Genomic DNA, 17765 nt, shown 5'->3' on the forward strand with positions numbered 1-17765 from the left:
CCTCGGGCTTTTGGTTTGCATCTCTGGCGTGCATCGGTCATGACCCTAGCATGACACTCAGATTCAAAGCTCTTGCCGTACATCTCTTCACTGCCACTGGTGCTGTTTTCGCAATGCTGGCCATGCTGGCCGCCGTGGAAGAGAAATGGAGCCTCATGTACCTTTGGCTGGTTGTATCCTTCATTGTCGATGGCATCGACGGCCCGTTGGCGCGGCACTATCACGTCAAGAAAAACGCACCCGAGTTTGACGGCGTCTTGCTGGATCTGATCATCGATTATCTGACCTATGTGTTCATCCCAGCCTTTGCGCTGTTCAAATCCGGATTGATGGATGGATGGACCGGCTGGTTCGCAATCATCGTCATCACCTTTGCCAGCGCGATGTATTTCGCGGACACCCGGATGAAAACAAAGGACAATTCCTTTTCCGGCTTTCCCGGATGCTGGAACATGTTCGTTGTCGTGATCTTCGCACTGGAGCCCAATTTCTGGATCATCCTGCTGCTGGTCACGCTGCTGTCGCTTGCGATGTTTCTACCTTTGAAATTCGTTCACCCCGTGCGCACCGAGCGTTGGCGCAGTCTGACCTTGCCGGTCGCCCTTGCCTGGACGTTTTTTGCGGGCTGGGCCGCATGGGTCGATTTTCATCCCGAAAGCTGGGCCCACTGGGGTCTGGTCATCGCCAGCCTGTACCTGACATTTGCGGGTATCGCACAACAGGTTGTTCCGCAGCGCCGTACCTGACACGAGCGCTGCCGGACCGGATTTAAAGAACGTCCTGAACCTCAAATTCAGTACCGTTATGGGTAAAGACGTCGCCTGCTTGCAGGCCCGCCATGGCTAGGTAGATCGGGCTTTGTGTCGAGATCCCCATATATGTATCTCCACCCACCTCGAACCGGGTCGTCGAAACGCAGACGACAAAGCTGCGGTTGTTGAACCTGATCACCGATCCCGGCCTGACTGTATCTGTCAGACCAAAATCGGTATTCTCAATCACATCGATTTTGGCATGATGCGCATGAACAGGCGCGTCAAATGCAGCTGCCAGATCGGCATTTTCGCGCGATGCGGCTATGTCATCCTTGTCGTGGCCTTCCCGGTCATCCAGTTGGGCATCCTTCAGAAATGCGTCGTAATGGGCCTGCGCCGTTGCAAGCTCCTCTGCCTCAAGCGACATCAACCGGTCGATAATGGCCTTCTTCTGGGCTGCGCGATCTTTTTCGGTGCTCATTCAATGCGATCCTTCAAATTCAGCAACTGATATAAGTTGTGCTTCCCAGAACCGGATTGCAACCGAATTTCGAGGCTCAGATCAAAAGACCCGCCGCCCGCTCATGCCGTAGCAGTGCAACCTTTGTCTCGATCCCGCCGCACCCGGAAAACCCGCCCAGCCCATTGGCAGCCAGCACTCGGTGGCAGGGAATAATAACGGGGATCGGGTTTGCCCCGCAGGCCTGACCGACCGGTTGCGCCGGTTGCCCCAACGCCTTGGCGATATCCCCGTAGGTGCGCGTTTCCCCAAGGGGAATGGCATACATGAGATCACAGACCTGCCTTTGAAACTGCGATCCATGAATGCGGTAGGGCAGATCGAAGCGGTCAAGCCGTCCAGCGTCATAGGCCATCAACTGCGCCGCCGCCTCGCGCAGCAGAGCTGTTGGTTCGCCGTCGTCCTGACCGTCCCAGACCAGCCGCGTGAGGGCACCATCCGTTTCCTCGATCCCAAGTTTTCCGAACTGAGTATCAACTGCAATCATCGCCATGGGCTGACGGTTTCAGATCAATCCTCCAAGTTCAAGTGGCGAAGCCATGGGGCTGCGAGGCGCGCGGATTTTGCGAATTGCCGCAATCATGTTAGCCTAGCCGCATTGTCAAAAAGAGATTTGGAGCATGAGATGGGTCGCCATTTGATCCTGACGGTTCACGGAATTGGCGAACAAATACCCGGTGAGACCGTCGATCAGGTCGTCGGGGCCGCGACAACCTGGCTGGATGGCAATCCCGAACCCCCGATTGAGGTTCAGCGTGGGATGATAGAGCTGGCCGAAACAACCTTCGACGGCACGCCCCGAAGCGCAAAACTATTCCCGGTCAACCTGCGCAAGGTGACGAAACCGTCAGCACCGCAGGACGAGGCCATGTTTGCCGAGGTTTTCTGGGCCGACCGCTCACCCGCCCCGAAAGGAGCCATTAAGACAGCATTGGACCTGATCTGGGTTGTTCTTGCGCTGGGTTATCTGGCCATGGACAATGCCGAACAAACGCATAGCCGCGCGGATGTGGCCTCGGACCAAGTCAACGGCAGGAACACTTTGGCCGCGCGGCTGGTTCACCTTTTTACCTGGGTTTTCTTCGGCGCAGTTGCGACCCTGAATGCCTATCTTCTGATCGGTGCCATAGCCGTTATGGTTGATCGCGTTCCCGGGATCTTCTTTCAAAGCACGATCCTGCTGTTTTGGCTCTTGTTCACGCTTTACGCCGGAGGGGCCGCATACGGACTAAGGCGCAGCTTTGCAGCCCCGACTTATCTAAGACGCGTATTCTGGCGCGGCATTTTCGGGATAGGGTTTTTGCTGCTGATCTGCCTGATCATTGGTCCGCTTGGTCTGGAAATCCGAGCCTGCACACCCTTGCCGGACAGCCCGGTTTGCCCTTCGGCGCTGGAGCAGTTTGTAGCTTTTCAGGTCTACCTGCTCGCGTTTTTCTGGGCTTCTCTGATCTTCATGACAATCATTTTGTACGTGCTTTCTGCGACCAGCCTTGATGAAAAGGTTCAGGCAGACAATCTGAAAGAACACAGGCGGCTGTACCCCAGCATTTGTGCAGGCATGTTGGTGTTCTGGATGTTCTTCATTTCCGGGTTGTGGCTAATGCTGCGGGAAATGCTCGACACGGTTCCGGGGCTGTCGGATGGAAAACTGACCGGTCTTTTTGACAATTTCCTCAGTGACTCCATCGAAACACTCAGTGTTGCCTTCGCGGCAATTGTCCTGCTTGCGTTTGTCGGTGTTGGGCTGTTTGCCGGTCGCAGAAGGCTGAAGGCAAACCTGCATGTCCGCGACGGGCTGATCAGCCGCGCCATCCTCAATCGTTTTGCACAATGGGTTTTTTTGTTCGGTGCAATCGTACTGGCGATGGTCACTATCCGAGAAATCGCGTTGAGCCAGCACGTCGATCCCCTGTGTCAGATCGGAACGGACAATTGCAACCTGATTGGCCGGGTTCTGAACAAACTGGCAAGCAAACAGGGCGAGATTGGCCTGATCGTCCTGGGTGCAACAGCATTGATGTACCGCTTTTCCGATTTCGTCGCAGCAGGGCTGGGTGTGGCACGGGACATCGTCACCTATGCCATTCGCGACAAGTGTTTATTGACAGCGGACCTGAAAACGAGGCTGCGCAATTATCCGGATCGCAAGGCGATTGATGAACGATTTTATCGTGCGCTGCATTATGTGGTGGATATCTTTGCCGCGGACCACATCACGGTGATCTCACATTCACAAGGCACGGTGATTGCCACGCAAATGCTGGCTGATCCACGCGTGAAAAAGCTTATCAATGGGCGCACCCTGACGCTGATTACAATGGGCTGTCCTGTGACCCATATCTATCAGCGCTATTTTCCCGAGATGTTCACAGTCGTTCCCAAAAACCTGAACGCCGCATGGTTCAACATCTTCAGGCAGGATGACTTTGTAGGGACCGAGATTGAAGGCGGGCTGATTTCCGCAAACCGCAACATTCCGGTCGAGCCCGGTGGTCACACCGGATATTTCACGGATTATCAGGTTTGGAAGGCCCTGAAGGACTCAGCCATAGGCTTTGACCTGTTTAATCCGACACCGCAATCCGCGCAGACGTGAAACGAAAAACGCCCCCTCGAAGGATCGAGAGGGCGGTTTCAATCAGCTTAGCGCCTCATCGCAGCGTCGGCAAACTCCGACATGGGCGTGGCGGCCCACGTCAGGAAGGATTTTCCAACAGCGCTGACATTTCTCGCCTTCTGCTTTTTCGAACACGACGGCCACGCCTTCGATTTCGGGCACACGGAACGCCTCGGCAGGGGCCGGGTCGCCGGTCACGGTCAGGCCCGAGGTGATGCACATGTCGTCCACGTCGAACGTGGCCAGCAGATCGCGGGTATCGCCATCATCGACATGCACGATCGGGGCCGCTTCGAGGCTTGAGCCGATCACCTTGTCCTGGCGCTGGATTTCCAGCGCGGCAGTCACGGCCCGGCGCACTCGGCGCACCTTTGCCATGTTGGCCTCAAGCTCGGCATCGCGCCAATCCGCAGGCGTTTCCGGGAAGTCGACCAAGTGGACCGAGCTATCGTCGCCCGGAAAGCGCCCCAGCCAGACCTCTTCCATGGTGAAAACCAGAACCGGTGCCAGCCACGTGGTCAGGCGATGGAACAGGATATCCAACACCGTCCGCGCAGCACGACGGCGCGGCGTGTCGCCGTCACAATAAAGAGCATCCTTGCGAACGTCGAAATAGAAGGACGACAGATCAACCGTGGCAAAGGTAAAGACCGCACTGAATACGCCCTGGAAATCGAAAGACGCATAACCCTTGCGCACCTGCTCATCCAATTCCGCCAGCCGGCTGAGCACCCAGCGTTCCAGACGCGGCATATCTTCGGGCGCGACGCGATCGGCCTCGGTGAAATCCGCCAGCGAGCCCAGCATGAACCGCATAGTGTTGCGCAGACGGCGATAACTGTCGGCAGTGCCTTTCAGGATCTCCGGCCCGATCCGCTGATCGGCGGTATAGTCGGTCTGTGCCACCCACAGACGCAGGATATCGGCGCCGTACTGCTTGACGACCTCTTCCGGTACGATGGTGTTGCCCAGCGATTTGGACATCTTGTTGCCCTTGGCATCCAGCGTGAAACCATGTGTCACGACGTTGCGATAAGGCGCGCGGCCTTTGGTGCCGCAGGCCTGCAACATGGAAGAATGGAACCAACCACGGTGCTGGTCGGTGCCTTCCATGTAGACGTCGGCGATACCGTCCTCGGTCCCATCTTCGCGGTCGCGCAAAACAAAGGCGTGGGTCGAACCAGAATCGAACCACACATCCAGCACGTCAAACACCTGATCGTAGTCATCGGGGTTGGCGATGCCGTCGAGAATTTTCTCTTTGAACCCGTCGGTGTACCAGATATCGGCGCCGTCTTTCTCAAACGCCGCCTTGATGCGCGCGTTCAGGTCTGCGTTGCGCAGAAGGTAATCCGCGTCGGTGGGCAAGGCACCTTTCTTGGTGAAACAGGTCAGCGGCACGCCCCAGGCACGCTGGCGCGAGAGAACCCAGTCCGGGCGCGCTTCGATCATCGAATAGAGGCGGTTGCGCCCCGTCTGCGGCGTCCATTTGACCAGTTCGTCGATCGAGCGCAGGGCACGTTCGCGGATGCTGTCGCCCATCTCACCCATGCCGTCATCCAGGTTGCGGTCAACGGATGCAAACCACTGCGGCGTGTTGCGATAGATGATCGGCGCCTTCGAGCGCCATGAATGCGGATAGCTGTGCTTGATCTTGCCGCGCGCCAGCAGCCCGCCAACTTCGGCCAGCTTGTCGATGACGGCCTTGTTCGCGTCACCCTCACCGCCTTTGCGGGACAGAATGTATTTGCCACCGAAAAATGGCAGGTCAGCGCGGAAGCTACCGTCATCCATCACGTTATAGGTGATGACCTGCTCCAACATACCCAGATCGCGGTACAGCTCGAATTCCTCCATACCGTGTGACGGCGCACAATGAACGAAACCGGTGCCTTCGGTATCGGTCACGAAGTCAGCCGCGCGGAAGTCGCGGATATCGTCCCATTCGCCATTGCCGCCTTCGGCCCCGGCCAGCGGGTGGGTCAGTTGGACGCCGTCCAGCTCATCTGAGCTTACGTCGCGGACACGGGTCCATTGATCGTCGTTCAGACGGGCGCGACCTAACACGTCGGCAGCCAGATTGTCTGCCAGCAGAAACTTGTCGCCAACAGCGGCCCAACATTCCTCGGGCGCACCGGTGACTTCGTAGAGACCGTAGGAGATGTCTTTGCCATAAACGACCGCCTTGTTCGACGGCATAGTCCAGGGAGTGGTGGTCCAGATTACGACGAACGCATCATCCAGATCACCCGCGTTCACGACCTTGAACTTCACCCAGATGGTAAAGCTTTCCTTGTCGTGATACTCGACCTCGGCCTCGGCCAGCGCTGTCTTCTCGATGGGCGACCACATCACGGGTTTCGAGCCCTGATAGAGCGTGCCGTTCATCAGGAACTTCATGAACTCGTCGGCGATCACGGCCTCGGCATGGAAGTCCATGGTGATGTAGGGATCAGGCCAGTTGCCGGTGATGCCCAGACGCTTGAACTCTTCGCGCTGGATGTCGATCCAGCCTTCGGCGAACTTGCGGCATTCCTGACGGAAGTCGACGATGTTCACCTCGTCCTTGTTCTTGCCCTTCTTGCGGTACTGTTCTTCGATCTTCCATTCGATCGGCAGGCCGTGGCAGTCCCAACCGGGCACGTAACGCGCGTCAAAGCCCATCATCTGATGAGAGCGCACGATCATGTCCTTGATCGTCTTGTTCAGTGCGTGGCCGATATGCAGGTGGCCATTCGCATAGGGGGGGCCGTCGTGCAGAGTAAAGGGTTTGCGCCCCGTTTTCTCGCGCAGGCGGTCATAGACACCGATGGTCTCCCACCGCTCCAGCCATGCGGGTTCGCGTGCAGGTAGGCCCGCGCGCATGGGAAAATCGGTTTTGGGCAGGTTCAGCGTGTCTTTATAGTCAGGCGTTTGGGTCGTGTCGGCGCACATTTTGAGCGTCCTTTGGATGATCTGGTCGTACTAGGATCGAAGCGGTCGGTGCGAATTCTCAAACACCTTTGCCCGGCGTCTCAGAGGGTCAGAGCGCCGGGGATATAATTCGAATAATGATGGCCGTCCGGTCATACATGGCCGCGCTTATAAGACGCCTGCCTTCAATGGTCCAGAGGTTCCGGCCCATGCGGCGAATGGCGCAGCTTGGCCCAGCGATTCAACCATGCCAGACCGGCCAACCCAAGCCCCAGCGCCAGCAGTGAGAACACGCGGATCAGCCCGCCCAGACCGGCAATATCGATCAGAAAGACCTTGGCCACCGCCAGCCCGATCACCACCAGCCCCGCCTTGCGCATCACATCCGAACCGCGTGCCAGAGATTGGTAGAACAGCACCGCCCCAACCAGCAGCAGAACAAGGGTATATGTATAAAGCTCGGGCTGCGTGACGCCGTTGCCTTCAAACATGCCTGCTGCTCCCTGCCAGACATGGCGGATAGTCAGGCCAAACCACACAGCAATCAACGCACCCGCAATGGCGTAGCTTGCCAGCCTGATCTGCCTTGGCATGTCCTTGATCCGCCAGACCGAGAATCCAATGGTCAGTGCAGGCACCAGATAGGCAAGGACAAGGGTGTTCAGAACCGGTGGGCCAAGCACCGGGTCGGCGTTGGGGTTCAGAAGCGGGTTTTGGTCGGTCAACGCCAGGGTCAGACGGAACACGCCATGACCGGCAAAGAACGCCGCCAACACGTACCGTGCATAATTCAGCTTGCCACCCAGCCCAAACCTCTGAACCTGAGCGAAGGCCAGCAGCAGCCAGATGACCGCCAGCAGGCCCAGACCCCAATGGCTGTTGTCGGCCCCGCCTTCTCCGAAACCTTCAAGCCACCGCAGTAGCAACAGGGACAGCAGAATGCCGCCCGTCGCCCATGCCGCGCTTTCCAGCAACAGTGCTGCAACCGGCCGCCGCAAGGGACGCAACAGCCACCAGCCAGCCACGAAACCCAACGTGGCCGCGCCATAGACCATCGCCATTTCGGGAAGCGGGGCCGCGTTGGCCCAGTCCAGACCCGGATCAAGTACCAAGCGTACGGTGACGGTAAAGACACCGGCCCAGATAAACCAACTCATCTGCGGCAAGGTGAACCTGCGATCCAAGGCTGCTGCTGCGATGACACTGGCCACCAGCGCGATCGTCAGCGCGGCCGAGCTGAGCACGATGACGCAAGCAAAGACCAGACAAGACAACGCGGACAACGTGGCCAGAGCAGCCCGCATCCGGTCGTCGCCATCGGCGCGACCAAAACGCCCGGCCAGAACCACCATCAGAATTGCCAGGACAATCGCGTGCAGGGCCCAGGCGTACGCACCGATAACCGTGGCAGGACGCCAGCCCAATTCCAAAGCGATGGCCAGCGCCGGTGCAAGAATTACAGCGCCCCCGGCCCAGATTGCACGATACTGGTTTGCCCTGAATGACCGCCATGCCATCAAAATCGACATGAGCGCGCCCAAAGCAACCAGCGCGGTGGCTGGCATCGGAAAGTCGGCCTCGGGCGTCTCGGCATAAGTGTCAGCGAAGCTGCGCAGAACTGCGCCGTATTCCAGACCGTGAGAGGCAACAAAAAACACAAGGCCCGCCGCAGGTAGCACGGTCAGATCCTGTAACGCAGGCGCATCCTTGGCGCACAAAAGCAGCGCCAGAAGCAGGGCGGACAGCAGGCAGACACCCAACCAGAATTCAGCCGCTGAGTCTGCCCAATGCCAGGACAGGATTGCTGTGCTGGCCGCAATCGCTCCGGCGGCGAGCCGAGTTGGAAACTCGGGCCATGGGCGGGTTCCGGGGGTTCGGATCACCTGAGACATCATGCACCCTGCATGATCGGGCCAAACGCGCCGCACCGGAATGGCCGTCGCCAGCAGTGCCAGCACTGTTGTCGCGACCAGATATCCCGGTTCCGTATTCGGAGCGCCACTTATCAAAAGCAGGTTTGCCGCATAAGCCCCGACCAACGTCAGAACCGAAATCCACGCCCAACGCCGCACCGTGTCGATACCCAGCCCCAAAACAGCAACCAAAAGAAAATAGGCATAGAGCCACGAGGGATCGTCAGATGCGCCTCCAACCAGAAAGGGTGCAGCAAAAGCTCCGATCAGTCCAACCGCAGCCAACAGCGGGCCGTGGAACCACCCCAGAACAAGCCCAACAAGCGCGACAACGACCATCCCTGCCAATGCCGTCTCGGCCCCGATCAAGCCATAGAGCTGCCGCGCAGACAGGATTGCCCCAAACAAGGTGACAAGGCCGGCCCCGGAAAAGACCGATGGCAAATAGGCAGTGGCCACCGCTTCGTCATCCCCGAACCTGCGGCGCAGAACCTCGCCCCCGACAATCAAAGCCGAGCCGAAACCAAGCGCGGCGAAAACGCGGACCGTCGGAGGTAACAATCCGTTCTCAACGCCATATTGCACGAGGAAAATTCCGGCCAATGCCAGCGACAGGGCCGAGACCGCGTAAAACCAGTTCTCACGCAGCCACGCGCCCAGCGCAGCAAACCTGTCATGGCGAAATACAATTGCAGGAGTAGCGGCGTCGGTGTCTACATCTTCGGCGCTTTCGTCTTCCTGTCGCTTTGGCGCGGCCCACGGCCCCGGGCTGTGAACCTGTTCCTCTGCCACAGGTTGCGATGAAGGTGCCTCCTGTTCCGGTTGAAGCGATGCCGGTACATCGCCCGACACCAACGCATTGATCTGCGCTTCCAGTTGTTCGACCCGGCGACGCAATCGGGAATGTCCGACCAGAAGTGCAATCAATGTCACCGGGATGGCCAGAACAACCAGGCCAATAAGAACAAGCAGCGTTTCCAACCGAGTCTCTCCGATCCGTAATTTCGGCCAAGCTATCTTGTGCTGTCGGTCAGCAACAGTCAGGAAAGCCGTGAGAAAGTCTAAAGCACAGAAATCGCCGGACGAGCGATCATCAGCCAAAGGATGGTCAAAACCGCCAGAAACGCCGGAACCCCGCAGGCGAACCAGAACCGAAACAAGCGGTAATACTCCGGTGGCAGTTGCGTTCCCTGCTCTGCCGCCGTTCGCGCGTGGTCCCGCAACCGGATTTGGACCCAAACCACCGGCAACCAGAACAGGCCCGTCAAAACATAAAGCACCAGAGACAACACAATCCATCCTTCGCCCAAATGCCACCCGATCTGCCAGGCAAGCAGAGTTCCGGTCACTGGTTGCAGGATGACAGCGGTCGTGGTGAACAGAAGGTCGGCCAGTACCACGATACCCGCCGTATGGGCGATGACGCGCGGGTCGTTTGTCCGATGCGCCATCAGCATGAAAAAGGCGATCCCTGCCCCTGTTCCCAGCAGCACACATGCACCGATGACATGCAGCCATCGCAAGATCAGTTCAGGGTCCATCATCGGCTCTCAAACAAGGGCAACGCCACAAGCGACAGGATCATCGCGGGCAGGATTTTCACCAGCGGCCCCAGCGGATCCAACCACAATTCTGGCATCGTGACCGAAGCGGCAATCAGGTAGAATATGGCCACAGTCAACTGCGCCACACAGGCCCGCGCCGCCCATCGGCGCCACAGGATGGCCAGACCAAGTGCTATGTCGATCAGGGACCAGAACACAACGCTGGTCACCGCCAAGGCGGATGACCACCCCGCTTCGACCAGCATACCAGAAGCCGTAGACAAACCCGCCAGCCCAAACAGGCCCGACAGCAACCAGAACAGGCTGAGTGTTGCAACGATCAGCGGCATCAACAGCGTCATCCGCGCGGTCAACCGATGCTCGCGCGCGCAAGGCAGCATGGCATAAACCTCAGGCAAGGCGGCATTTCCGCGCCCGGCCGCTGCACGATAGGGGCCAGGGTCGCCGATCACGCCATCCGCCATGACCGTCATCGCCGTGCTGCGCAGCGGAGACCGCCAACCCAACAGGGCCAGACAATCCGCCATGGCCGCAACGGCTTTTGTCAGGACAGGCGGCAGGACCAGATGGAAGCGCGCAGCGGGAAACCCCAGCCACTGCCGCGTGCAGCGCACCACGTCCGACAAACTATGCGGGGTATCCTCGACCAGATCGTAATTACCCTGCGGCAGACGACCGGCAACGGCAGCAATCACGACGTCACACAGATCGGGCATCCCGATGCATTGAACGGGTGTATCGGGGTAAGCCAGCGGTTGAATAAAAGGAACAGACGCCAGCATTCGAAGCAACGCCGTTCCCCCATAATCCGTTTGCCCGATAACAAGCCCTGGCTTTAGAATCCAAAGTGTTACGCCCGATGCGCGCAAAGCGGCATCTCCGCGTGCCTTGCTGCACAGGAAATGCGTGCTGGCGTCCGGCTCTGCTCCGATGGCCGAAATCTGAACAATGCTTATGCCACCTTCCGCGCAGGCCCCTGCAAGGGCTGCGACCGCCATATGGTGCACCGCTTCAAGGTTGTCCTGCGCGTTATCCTGCAAAGCCCCTGCGCAATTCACCACGACATCGACGTCGGCCAGCAGGTCCTGCCAATCGTCCTTGTGCAACAGATCGCGCATATCGCCCTGTTTCAGCAAAACCCCCGGCAGGACCTTTGCCCCTTGAGCAAGATTGCGCCCCATGCCCTGAACCGTGGCACCTGCGGCCGACAATGCCCGCGTGACGGCGGTGCCGATGAACCCATAAGCACCCAGAACCAATACGTTCTTTCCAGAAAGCTCGTGATCTGCCATCGTCCTTTGCACCTGTTTTGCGCCACTCTACCTATCCGGGAAGTTTTGACCAGTCGCGACTACCGTGCTGCGACATTTATGGATGGAACAGAGACCCGACGAGATACGCGATCAGTGCCGCCAGACCACCGATCAACAGCGTTTCGATACCTGACCGCCACCAGGGCGCCAACGACCACCGGCTTTTGAACGCACCAATCGCAAAGAAGACCCCCATCGTCATCCAGACCGACATCTCGAAAGCATTCTCCACCGACGCCAAAAACGGCAACAGCGGGATCATCCCGGCCACAAGGAACGCGAAGAACGTTGCCAACGCGGCTTTCATCGGATGTGGGTCGACACTGCCCAGCCCATATTCACCCTCGATCATCAGGTTGACCCAATGTTCGTGGCTCGACGTGATCGCGGCGGTGGCTTCGTTCAGAATTTCCCCTGACAACCCTTTTTGCGACAGAATTTCACGGACCTCCTCGCGCTCGCCGTCGGGGTAGAGTGCGATGTGGCGTTCCTCGATCGCCCGAATGCGCCGTATGTTGTCCAGTTCGGCCTTGGTGCCCGAGTAATTCCCGGCAGCCATTGAAAACCCGTCCGCCAGAACGTTTGCCAAACCAAGTGCCACGATAACAAACGGGGAGAGACCCGCCCCCGCGACACCGGCGACAATGGCAAACGTGGTGACGGAACCATCAATGCCGCCATACACAACGTCGCGTAACACACCGCGCCCGGGCGGAGCGTTGATCCGGTCGGCAATTTCCTGCGGACTGTGACCGTGATCCGTCATGGTTTGCTCCTATTGCTCACTGGCAGAGTGCAGAAGGGTGTGGTCTGACGCTTTGCTCTGGATCAACCCTTGGAGAACAGACCCTGCAAGGCGCGTTTAATGATGCCTCGCGTGGAAGGTTTGTGGCGTTTTGAGAATGGCAGCGGGCGGCAGACCTCCATCGCGGCCACGCCCACTCGGGCGCTGAGCGCACCGTTGACCAGACCTTCTCCGAACCGTCGGGACAATTTGCTGAGAACGGACCCGCCCAGAACAGGTTCCAGCAGATCGTCACCAACGGCCACCGCCCCAGTTGCGACCAGATGCACAAAGACGGCACGGGTCAGACGCCAGCTTCCCAGTGTGCCAGCCCGCCCCCCGTAGATTTCCGCGACGCGGCGGATCATCCGCAGGGACGCGGCTAGTGCCGTTACAACATCCGCCAGTGCCAGCGGGACCAGAGCGGTCACGGTGGCAACCTGCCGTGCTGCGGCCTCAACCTCACGGCTGGCAGCGGCGTCGAGCGGGGCCAACAATTCATCCTCGGCAAGGTTTAAAAGCGCCTCGGCATCGAACTGTTCCCCCATACGCTCGGACAACCGCTCGCGACCCCAGCGGGTATCCTCGCGCCCTTTGTAGAATGCAATGATGCGATGTGTGACCGCACGTGCCTGAGCCAGGTCTTCATCAGCCAATGCAATATCCGCTGCACGGCGCATCCCATCAACACGGGACAACCGCCCCAAAGCCGCGAGCTCGCGCAGCGCGATGATCACCACCACCAGAACCAATGCAGCCAACAATCCGGCAACGATCCAACCCAAAACGGGCGTCCGCGCCACCAGAGAGGTTGCAAAATCCCAGGCGGCCACCGATATGGCCGCCCCGACTACGGAAAGCGCAAGCCCCCAGAACCAGCGCGCAAGGGCCGAGGGTTTGCGGGCCGCCAGTCGGGCCGCGCTTTGCATCGCCTGCCCCTGAGGCGGCACAATATCCGGCACCGGTTTTGCCTGCGCGACATCAGCAGCGGGTTCATCATCGTCAAGATCGATCAAAACCGGACCTTTAGCCATTTGTCGTATCCCTGCTGTGCCAGACAAACCTTATGTCCGGCAGGTTTTCATCGTTTTCTGCCCCATCGCTGCGCGCCACCTCGGCAAAGCCGTTTCGCTCATAGAACCGACAGGCGCGGGAATTATCCTGAAACGAGTACAAGCCCAGCCGCCGCTGGCTTGCTTTCGCGTGACCCAGCAATTGCTGACCAATCCCCTGCCCCCGAGCTTGTGCATCCAGATAAAGTGAATGGATTTCACCACCATTCAGCGCCAGAAACCCGACCACGCCCGTCTCTGCCTCGGCCACAGTGACCCAGCCCTGATCAATCATCCGGCCGCAAAAGGCGATGGTTTCAGCACAGCTGTGCAATTTGGGCATCCAGTCGTTTTCCAAAGCGAAATCGTGCAGGATCGTACCGATTGTACCGGCATCTGTGGTGCGTGCGGGGCGCAGTGTCGCGATCATAATCTTTCTCCGATCAGAAACTGCGCTGCACGATCCAGTCGAATATGCGGGGGGCCGTCACCAGGTTTCAGGGTTAGTTTTGCAGGCGCAAAGGCCATGAACCCATAATCTTCGTTCAACCAGCTCTCCGCCCCATTTCGCGCCGGACCCAACAGATGCGCCGGATCCTCGGGCAATTCTCCGGGATAAAAAGCAGCCTGTTTGCCGCTGTCCAACAAAGTGCCACGCACGCATGGCAGATCGGTTCCGTCATGGCTGCGTATCTCTTCGGTCGTTGCACGCAGCGAGGCCAGAGACAGGGCCGCAGTCCGGGCCCCGGCGAAATTCGCACGATCGCGTGCCTCGCGCGTCAAAGCTTCGATAATCGCGGTCAGGCGGGGATGCTGAGTGTGGTGCAGGTGGTCCGCTTTTGTCGCTGCAAACAGGATGCGCTCGACCTTTTTGCCCAACAAAAGCTGGCTCAGCCATGCGTTCCGTCCCGGACGAAAAGCCGACAGGATATCGGCCATCGCGCGGCGCATATCTTCAACGGCCTGAGGACCTTTGTGAATTGCGCCCAGCGCGTCAACCAGAACCACCTGCCGGTCAATCCGCGAGAAGTGATCCCGAAAAAACGGTTTCACGACCTGAGATTTATAAGCGTCGAACCGCCGTTCCATCTCGCGCTGAAGGGTCCTGCGCCGCGACGGGCCAGTGATTGCCAACGGTGCAAAGGTCAGAACCGGAGATCCCGCCAGATCACCCGGCAACAGGAACCGACCGGGAGTACAGTCATAAAACCCGGCATCGCGCGCTGCGTTGAGATAGGCGGTGAACGACGCGGCCAGAGCTTGTGCGGCAGGTTCGTCGTGCCCTACCGACGGGTCTGTATCTTGGACCAGCGCCAGATACGCGGCAGCCTCGGCGCGGGTCTTAATCCGTGCCAGTGTTTCCTGAGACCAGTCTGCGTAAGACTTGTCCAGCAAGGCCAGGTCCAGCAGCCATTCACCGGGGTAGTCGACAATATCCAGATGGACCGTGCGCGGCCCCTGCAGCCCGGCAAGCAGCCCGGCGGGACGGGCTTTGAAGGACAAGCGCAATTCAGATACCGCGCGCGTGCTGTCTGGCCAGTGCGGTGTCGGTCCCGTCAGGGCGGACAGGTGCGATTCATAATCAAACCGGGGCACAGTGTCATCCGGTTGGGGTTGCAGAAAGGCGGCATTGATTCGCCCCTCCTGCTGCGCAACCAGCCCGGTCATACGGCCCCGATCCAGCAGATTGGCAACCAACGAAGTGATGAATACTGTTTTACCGGACCGCGCCAGCCCGGTGACACCCAAACGGATGACCGGCTCGAAAAATGTCTCGGACACGCTGTCGCCGATACTTTCGACGCCACGTGCAAGACTGTCTGCCAGTGAAGAGATCACCAATCCGCCGCCCCGCAATTTTCCTTTTACCCAAGATAGGTAGCGGTCGCGGCACATACCAGCGCTTTCGCCCCCTTGCCCGATCCTGCGCTGCGCTGTACCAGCGGCACATGCCCAGATATGCGTTGAAAGTTGAATACCAGGGGGAACCGTTTGCCGGATGGCAGCGGCAAAAGGATCAACCATCTGTACAAGGCGCCATCGAACAGGCCCTGTCCCGTATTCAGCCGGGCGACCACACAATTGCCGCAGCGGGGCGCACGGACGCCGGTGTTCACGCCCTGGGGCAGGTTGCCCACTGCGACATGGCAAAGGAATGGGACCCGTTCCGCCTGTCTGAGGCGCTGAACTATCACCTCAAGCCACTCCCAGTGGCCATCGTAAAGGCCGCCCCCGTGACCGAGGATTGGCACGCGCGGTTTTCAGCGGTTGAACGGCAATATCTGTTCCGCATCCTGATGCGCCGGGCGCCCGCAACCCACGACCGGGGACAGGTCTGGCAGATTAGCCACCTTCTGGATGTCGACGCCATGCAGGAAGGGGCAAACATGCTGCTGGGCCGGCATGATTTCACCACGTTCAGGTCGTCGATCTGCCAGGCGGCCAGCCCGGTCAAAACCCTGGATGAACTGCGCGTTGAACGGGTCGCAGGCTTTTCCGGCCCCGAGGTTCATTTCCACGTGCGCGCCCGGTCGTTCCTGCACAATCAGGTACGCAGTTTCGTCGGAACGTTGGAACGTGTGGGCGCCGGAGCGTGGACCCCGGAAGATGTGCGTGAGGCTTTAGAAGCCGCCGACCGCGCTGCCTGCGGGCCGGTATGTCCGCCGCACGGGCTGTATCTGGCGCGGGTCGGATATCCGGACCCGGTGTTCGACTGATCTAAACCGCGCGCAGAAGCAACCCGCCTGCAATCACCGCAATGACAAGTCCCGCCACCAGTTCGATGGAGGGTGCCAGAACCGACGCAAAGCGCGTGGCCGACGCCGAAGCCAGTAGCCCGCCGCGCAGACCAAAAGACGTCCACCCGACCAGCGTAGTCACAGTCGCCGTGCCAAGCGCCATGGCGAAAGCACCCGCGATCCCTACCATGGCGATGCCCATTTGCCACGTCAGGATCAGTACAAACAAGGCACCGGTACAAGGCCGCGCTGCTATGCCTGCGATCAGGATCAGGGCTTCGCGCAACGTGCCCACATTTGCGACCTCGTCCGCGGTTGGACCATGACGATGACCGCACTCCGCACAGGCTCCCTCATCATGATGGTGCCGATGGGTGTGATCGTTAGAGACATGCTTTTTTTGCTGTCGTGCGAAATTGCGCACAGCCCGTACAACCAGCCAAAGCCCAATCAACGCAATGGCCCCGTAGCTGATCGGAGCCATCACCTGTTCGGTCGTCCCAACTAGGCTTTCGCGGGACATCTGAAAGACCAGTACCCCCGCGTAGACCAGCACAACCGCCGTCACCGCCTGACCAAGGCTGGACAATACACTGATCGCCGACAACCGCCAGAAGGCGACACGCCGACCCAAACCGTAGCCGCCGATCAAAACCTTCCCGTGGCCCGGACCCACAGCATGAAAGAACCCATAGGCGAAACAGACAGTCAGAAGCGTGGCCACCGCCTGAGGCTGTTCCGCGCGCGCTGAACGCAAGGACCGCGCGATCTGGTTCTGAAAGTCACGCTGCTCTCCGGCTGCCCAACCTGCCAGACTGTCAAACCCACCACTGCCCCAGAACCAAAGCAGCAAACCAAAGGCCAGAGCGACCGGAACAATCAGGAAACGGGACATGAAATGAGGATCTCGGTCGCAAAGCTCTCACCAACCAAGGGAATATCGTTTTCCTCCAGGTCGTAATCCGCGTCCAGTGTCAACAGAAACGCCTGCATCTGTGCAAGCTGCCCGTCTATGTCAGGGTCGTTACGATCCACCCGGCATAAAGCCGGGCCCGTCACGGTTACAGGGCGCGTAATCTCGTAGGCCGTATAGAAGGACTCATCAAATGCCTTGGCGGAAAGCCCTATGGCAGGTATCGCGTCGCCTTCGACCGCGCGCATATGGGTGGTCACGACCCGCCCATCTTCCGTTGTCGCACTGGGCTCCATTGGACCGGACAGTGCAACCAGCGCTCCGTCTTTGGTGAGCACGAAGTCGCCGTTATACCCCTCGACCCATTGCATATCGAACCCGCTCAGACGTTCTTCTTCGCTTTTCGTCAAAATGCCGTCAGCATCCTGATCCAAATTCATGTCTTCCAGAACAAGCAGAGAGTAGAATTCGTCATATGCCCAAGTCACCCGGATATGGGTCAGGTGACCGGCCTCATCCACGATGAATTCCAGCCCGGTGTCGATAAAGACATGCGGGTGGGATAGTGCCGGGATCGGCAGGCAACAGGTCATGACAGTGAACAGCCAGCGCATATGCGCAATATAGGTCTGAAGGGACACGGCGACAACGGCCTTTACACACACATGCGGAAACTGGCCGA

Annotated in this window: 15 protein-coding genes; 3 read left to right on the forward strand and 12 right to left on the reverse strand. The window is 59.0% G+C overall.

Annotation, left to right across the window (positions count from 1 at the left end; genetic code table 11):
• The first annotated feature begins 50 nt into the window (after nucleotides 1-50).
• The gene (locus ACR0AD_RS15455) at nucleotides 51-746 is read left to right on the forward strand and encodes a CDP-alcohol phosphatidyltransferase family protein (RefSeq protein ID WP_480483981.1); all 696 of its coding nucleotides are present in this window, start codon (nucleotides 51-53) and stop codon (nucleotides 744-746) included.
• A gap of 22 nt (nucleotides 747-768) precedes the next feature.
• On the opposite strand, the gene ACR0AD_RS15460 is transcribed toward ACR0AD_RS15455, so the two are convergent.
• Together ACR0AD_RS15460 and ACR0AD_RS15465 are read right to left on the reverse strand one after the other, a co-directional pair.
• Nucleotides 769-1236 carry a hypothetical protein gene (locus ACR0AD_RS15460; protein ID WP_267364127.1) on the reverse strand — a complete coding sequence of 156 codons (468 nt, stop codon included), beginning with the start codon at nucleotides 1234-1236 and terminating at the stop codon, nucleotides 769-771.
• Between the two features lie 76 nt (nucleotides 1237-1312).
• Complete coding sequence (locus ACR0AD_RS15465; protein WP_480488210.1) at nucleotides 1313-1768, reverse strand: methylated-DNA--[protein]-cysteine S-methyltransferase; 456 nt, start codon at nucleotides 1766-1768, stop codon at nucleotides 1313-1315.
• A gap of 132 nt (nucleotides 1769-1900) precedes the next feature.
• Here ACR0AD_RS15465 and ACR0AD_RS15470 point away from each other — a divergent pair, with 132 nt between their 5' ends.
• Nucleotides 1901-3871 (forward strand): hypothetical protein, encoded by a 1971-nt coding sequence (locus ACR0AD_RS15470; protein ID WP_480488211.1) that lies wholly within the window; start codon nucleotides 1901-1903, stop codon nucleotides 3869-3871.
• 42 nt (nucleotides 3872-3913) lie between these two features.
• Here ACR0AD_RS15470 and ileS read toward each other — a convergent pair whose 3' ends face one another.
• The 8 genes from ileS to ACR0AD_RS15510 form a co-directional block, all read right to left on the reverse strand.
• Nucleotides 3914-6826 carry an isoleucine--tRNA ligase gene (gene ileS / locus ACR0AD_RS15475; protein ID WP_480488213.1) on the reverse strand — a complete coding sequence of 971 codons (2913 nt, stop codon included), beginning with the start codon at nucleotides 6824-6826 and terminating at the stop codon, nucleotides 3914-3916.
• A gap of 164 nt (nucleotides 6827-6990) precedes the next feature.
• Entirely contained in the window at nucleotides 6991-9699 is a 2709-nt protein-coding gene (locus ACR0AD_RS15480; RefSeq protein ID WP_480488215.1) for a DUF2339 domain-containing protein, read from the reverse strand.
• Nucleotides 9700-9779: 80 nt separating this feature from the next.
• Complete coding sequence (locus ACR0AD_RS15485) at nucleotides 9780-10259, reverse strand: DUF2269 family protein (RefSeq protein ID WP_480488345.1); 480 nt, start codon at nucleotides 10257-10259, stop codon at nucleotides 9780-9782.
• Complete coding sequence (locus ACR0AD_RS15490; protein ID WP_480488217.1) at nucleotides 10259-11575, reverse strand: SDR family oxidoreductase; 1317 nt, start codon at nucleotides 11573-11575, stop codon at nucleotides 10259-10261. Before ACR0AD_RS15490 ends, ACR0AD_RS15485 begins: the two co-directional genes overlap by 1 nt.
• Nucleotides 11576-11651: 76 nt before the next feature.
• Complete coding sequence (locus tag ACR0AD_RS15495; RefSeq protein WP_267367744.1) at nucleotides 11652-12362, reverse strand: VIT1/CCC1 transporter family protein; 711 nt, start codon at nucleotides 12360-12362, stop codon at nucleotides 11652-11654.
• Nucleotides 12363-12424: 62 nt separating this feature from the next.
• Nucleotides 12425-13414 (reverse strand): YcjF family protein, encoded by a 990-nt coding sequence (locus tag ACR0AD_RS15500; protein WP_480483987.1) that lies wholly within the window; start codon nucleotides 13412-13414, stop codon nucleotides 12425-12427.
• Nucleotides 13407-13862 (reverse strand): N-acetyltransferase family protein, encoded by a 456-nt coding sequence (locus ACR0AD_RS15505; RefSeq protein ID WP_480483988.1) that lies wholly within the window; start codon nucleotides 13860-13862, stop codon nucleotides 13407-13409. The genes ACR0AD_RS15500 and ACR0AD_RS15505 overlap by 8 nt, the downstream gene beginning before the upstream one ends.
• Complete coding sequence (locus tag ACR0AD_RS15510; RefSeq protein ID WP_480488219.1) at nucleotides 13859-15274, reverse strand: YcjX family GTP-binding protein; 1416 nt, start codon at nucleotides 15272-15274, stop codon at nucleotides 13859-13861. The genes ACR0AD_RS15505 and ACR0AD_RS15510 overlap by 4 nt, the downstream gene beginning before the upstream one ends.
• A gap of 107 nt (nucleotides 15275-15381) precedes the next feature.
• On the opposite strand from ACR0AD_RS15510, the gene truA reads away from it, so the two are divergent.
• A complete protein-coding gene (gene truA, locus ACR0AD_RS15515; RefSeq protein ID WP_480483990.1) occupies nucleotides 15382-16149 on the forward strand; it encodes a tRNA pseudouridine(38-40) synthase TruA in 768 nt (255 codons plus the stop codon).
• A gap of 1 nt (nucleotide 16150) precedes the next feature.
• On the opposite strand, the gene ACR0AD_RS15520 is transcribed toward truA, so the two are convergent.
• Both ACR0AD_RS15520 and ACR0AD_RS15525 read right to left on the reverse strand, forming a co-directional pair.
• Complete coding sequence (locus ACR0AD_RS15520) at nucleotides 16151-17065, reverse strand: nickel/cobalt transporter (RefSeq protein WP_480488221.1); 915 nt, start codon at nucleotides 17063-17065, stop codon at nucleotides 16151-16153.
• Nucleotides 17050-17724, reverse strand: coding sequence for a DUF1007 family protein (locus ACR0AD_RS15525; protein ID WP_480483992.1), 675 nt, complete (start codon nucleotides 17722-17724; stop codon nucleotides 17050-17052). The genes ACR0AD_RS15520 and ACR0AD_RS15525 overlap by 16 nt, the downstream gene beginning before the upstream one ends.
• Nucleotides 17725-17765: the final 41 nt, after the last annotated feature.

This window comes from Ruegeria sp. BH8 (assembly GCF_056538065.1).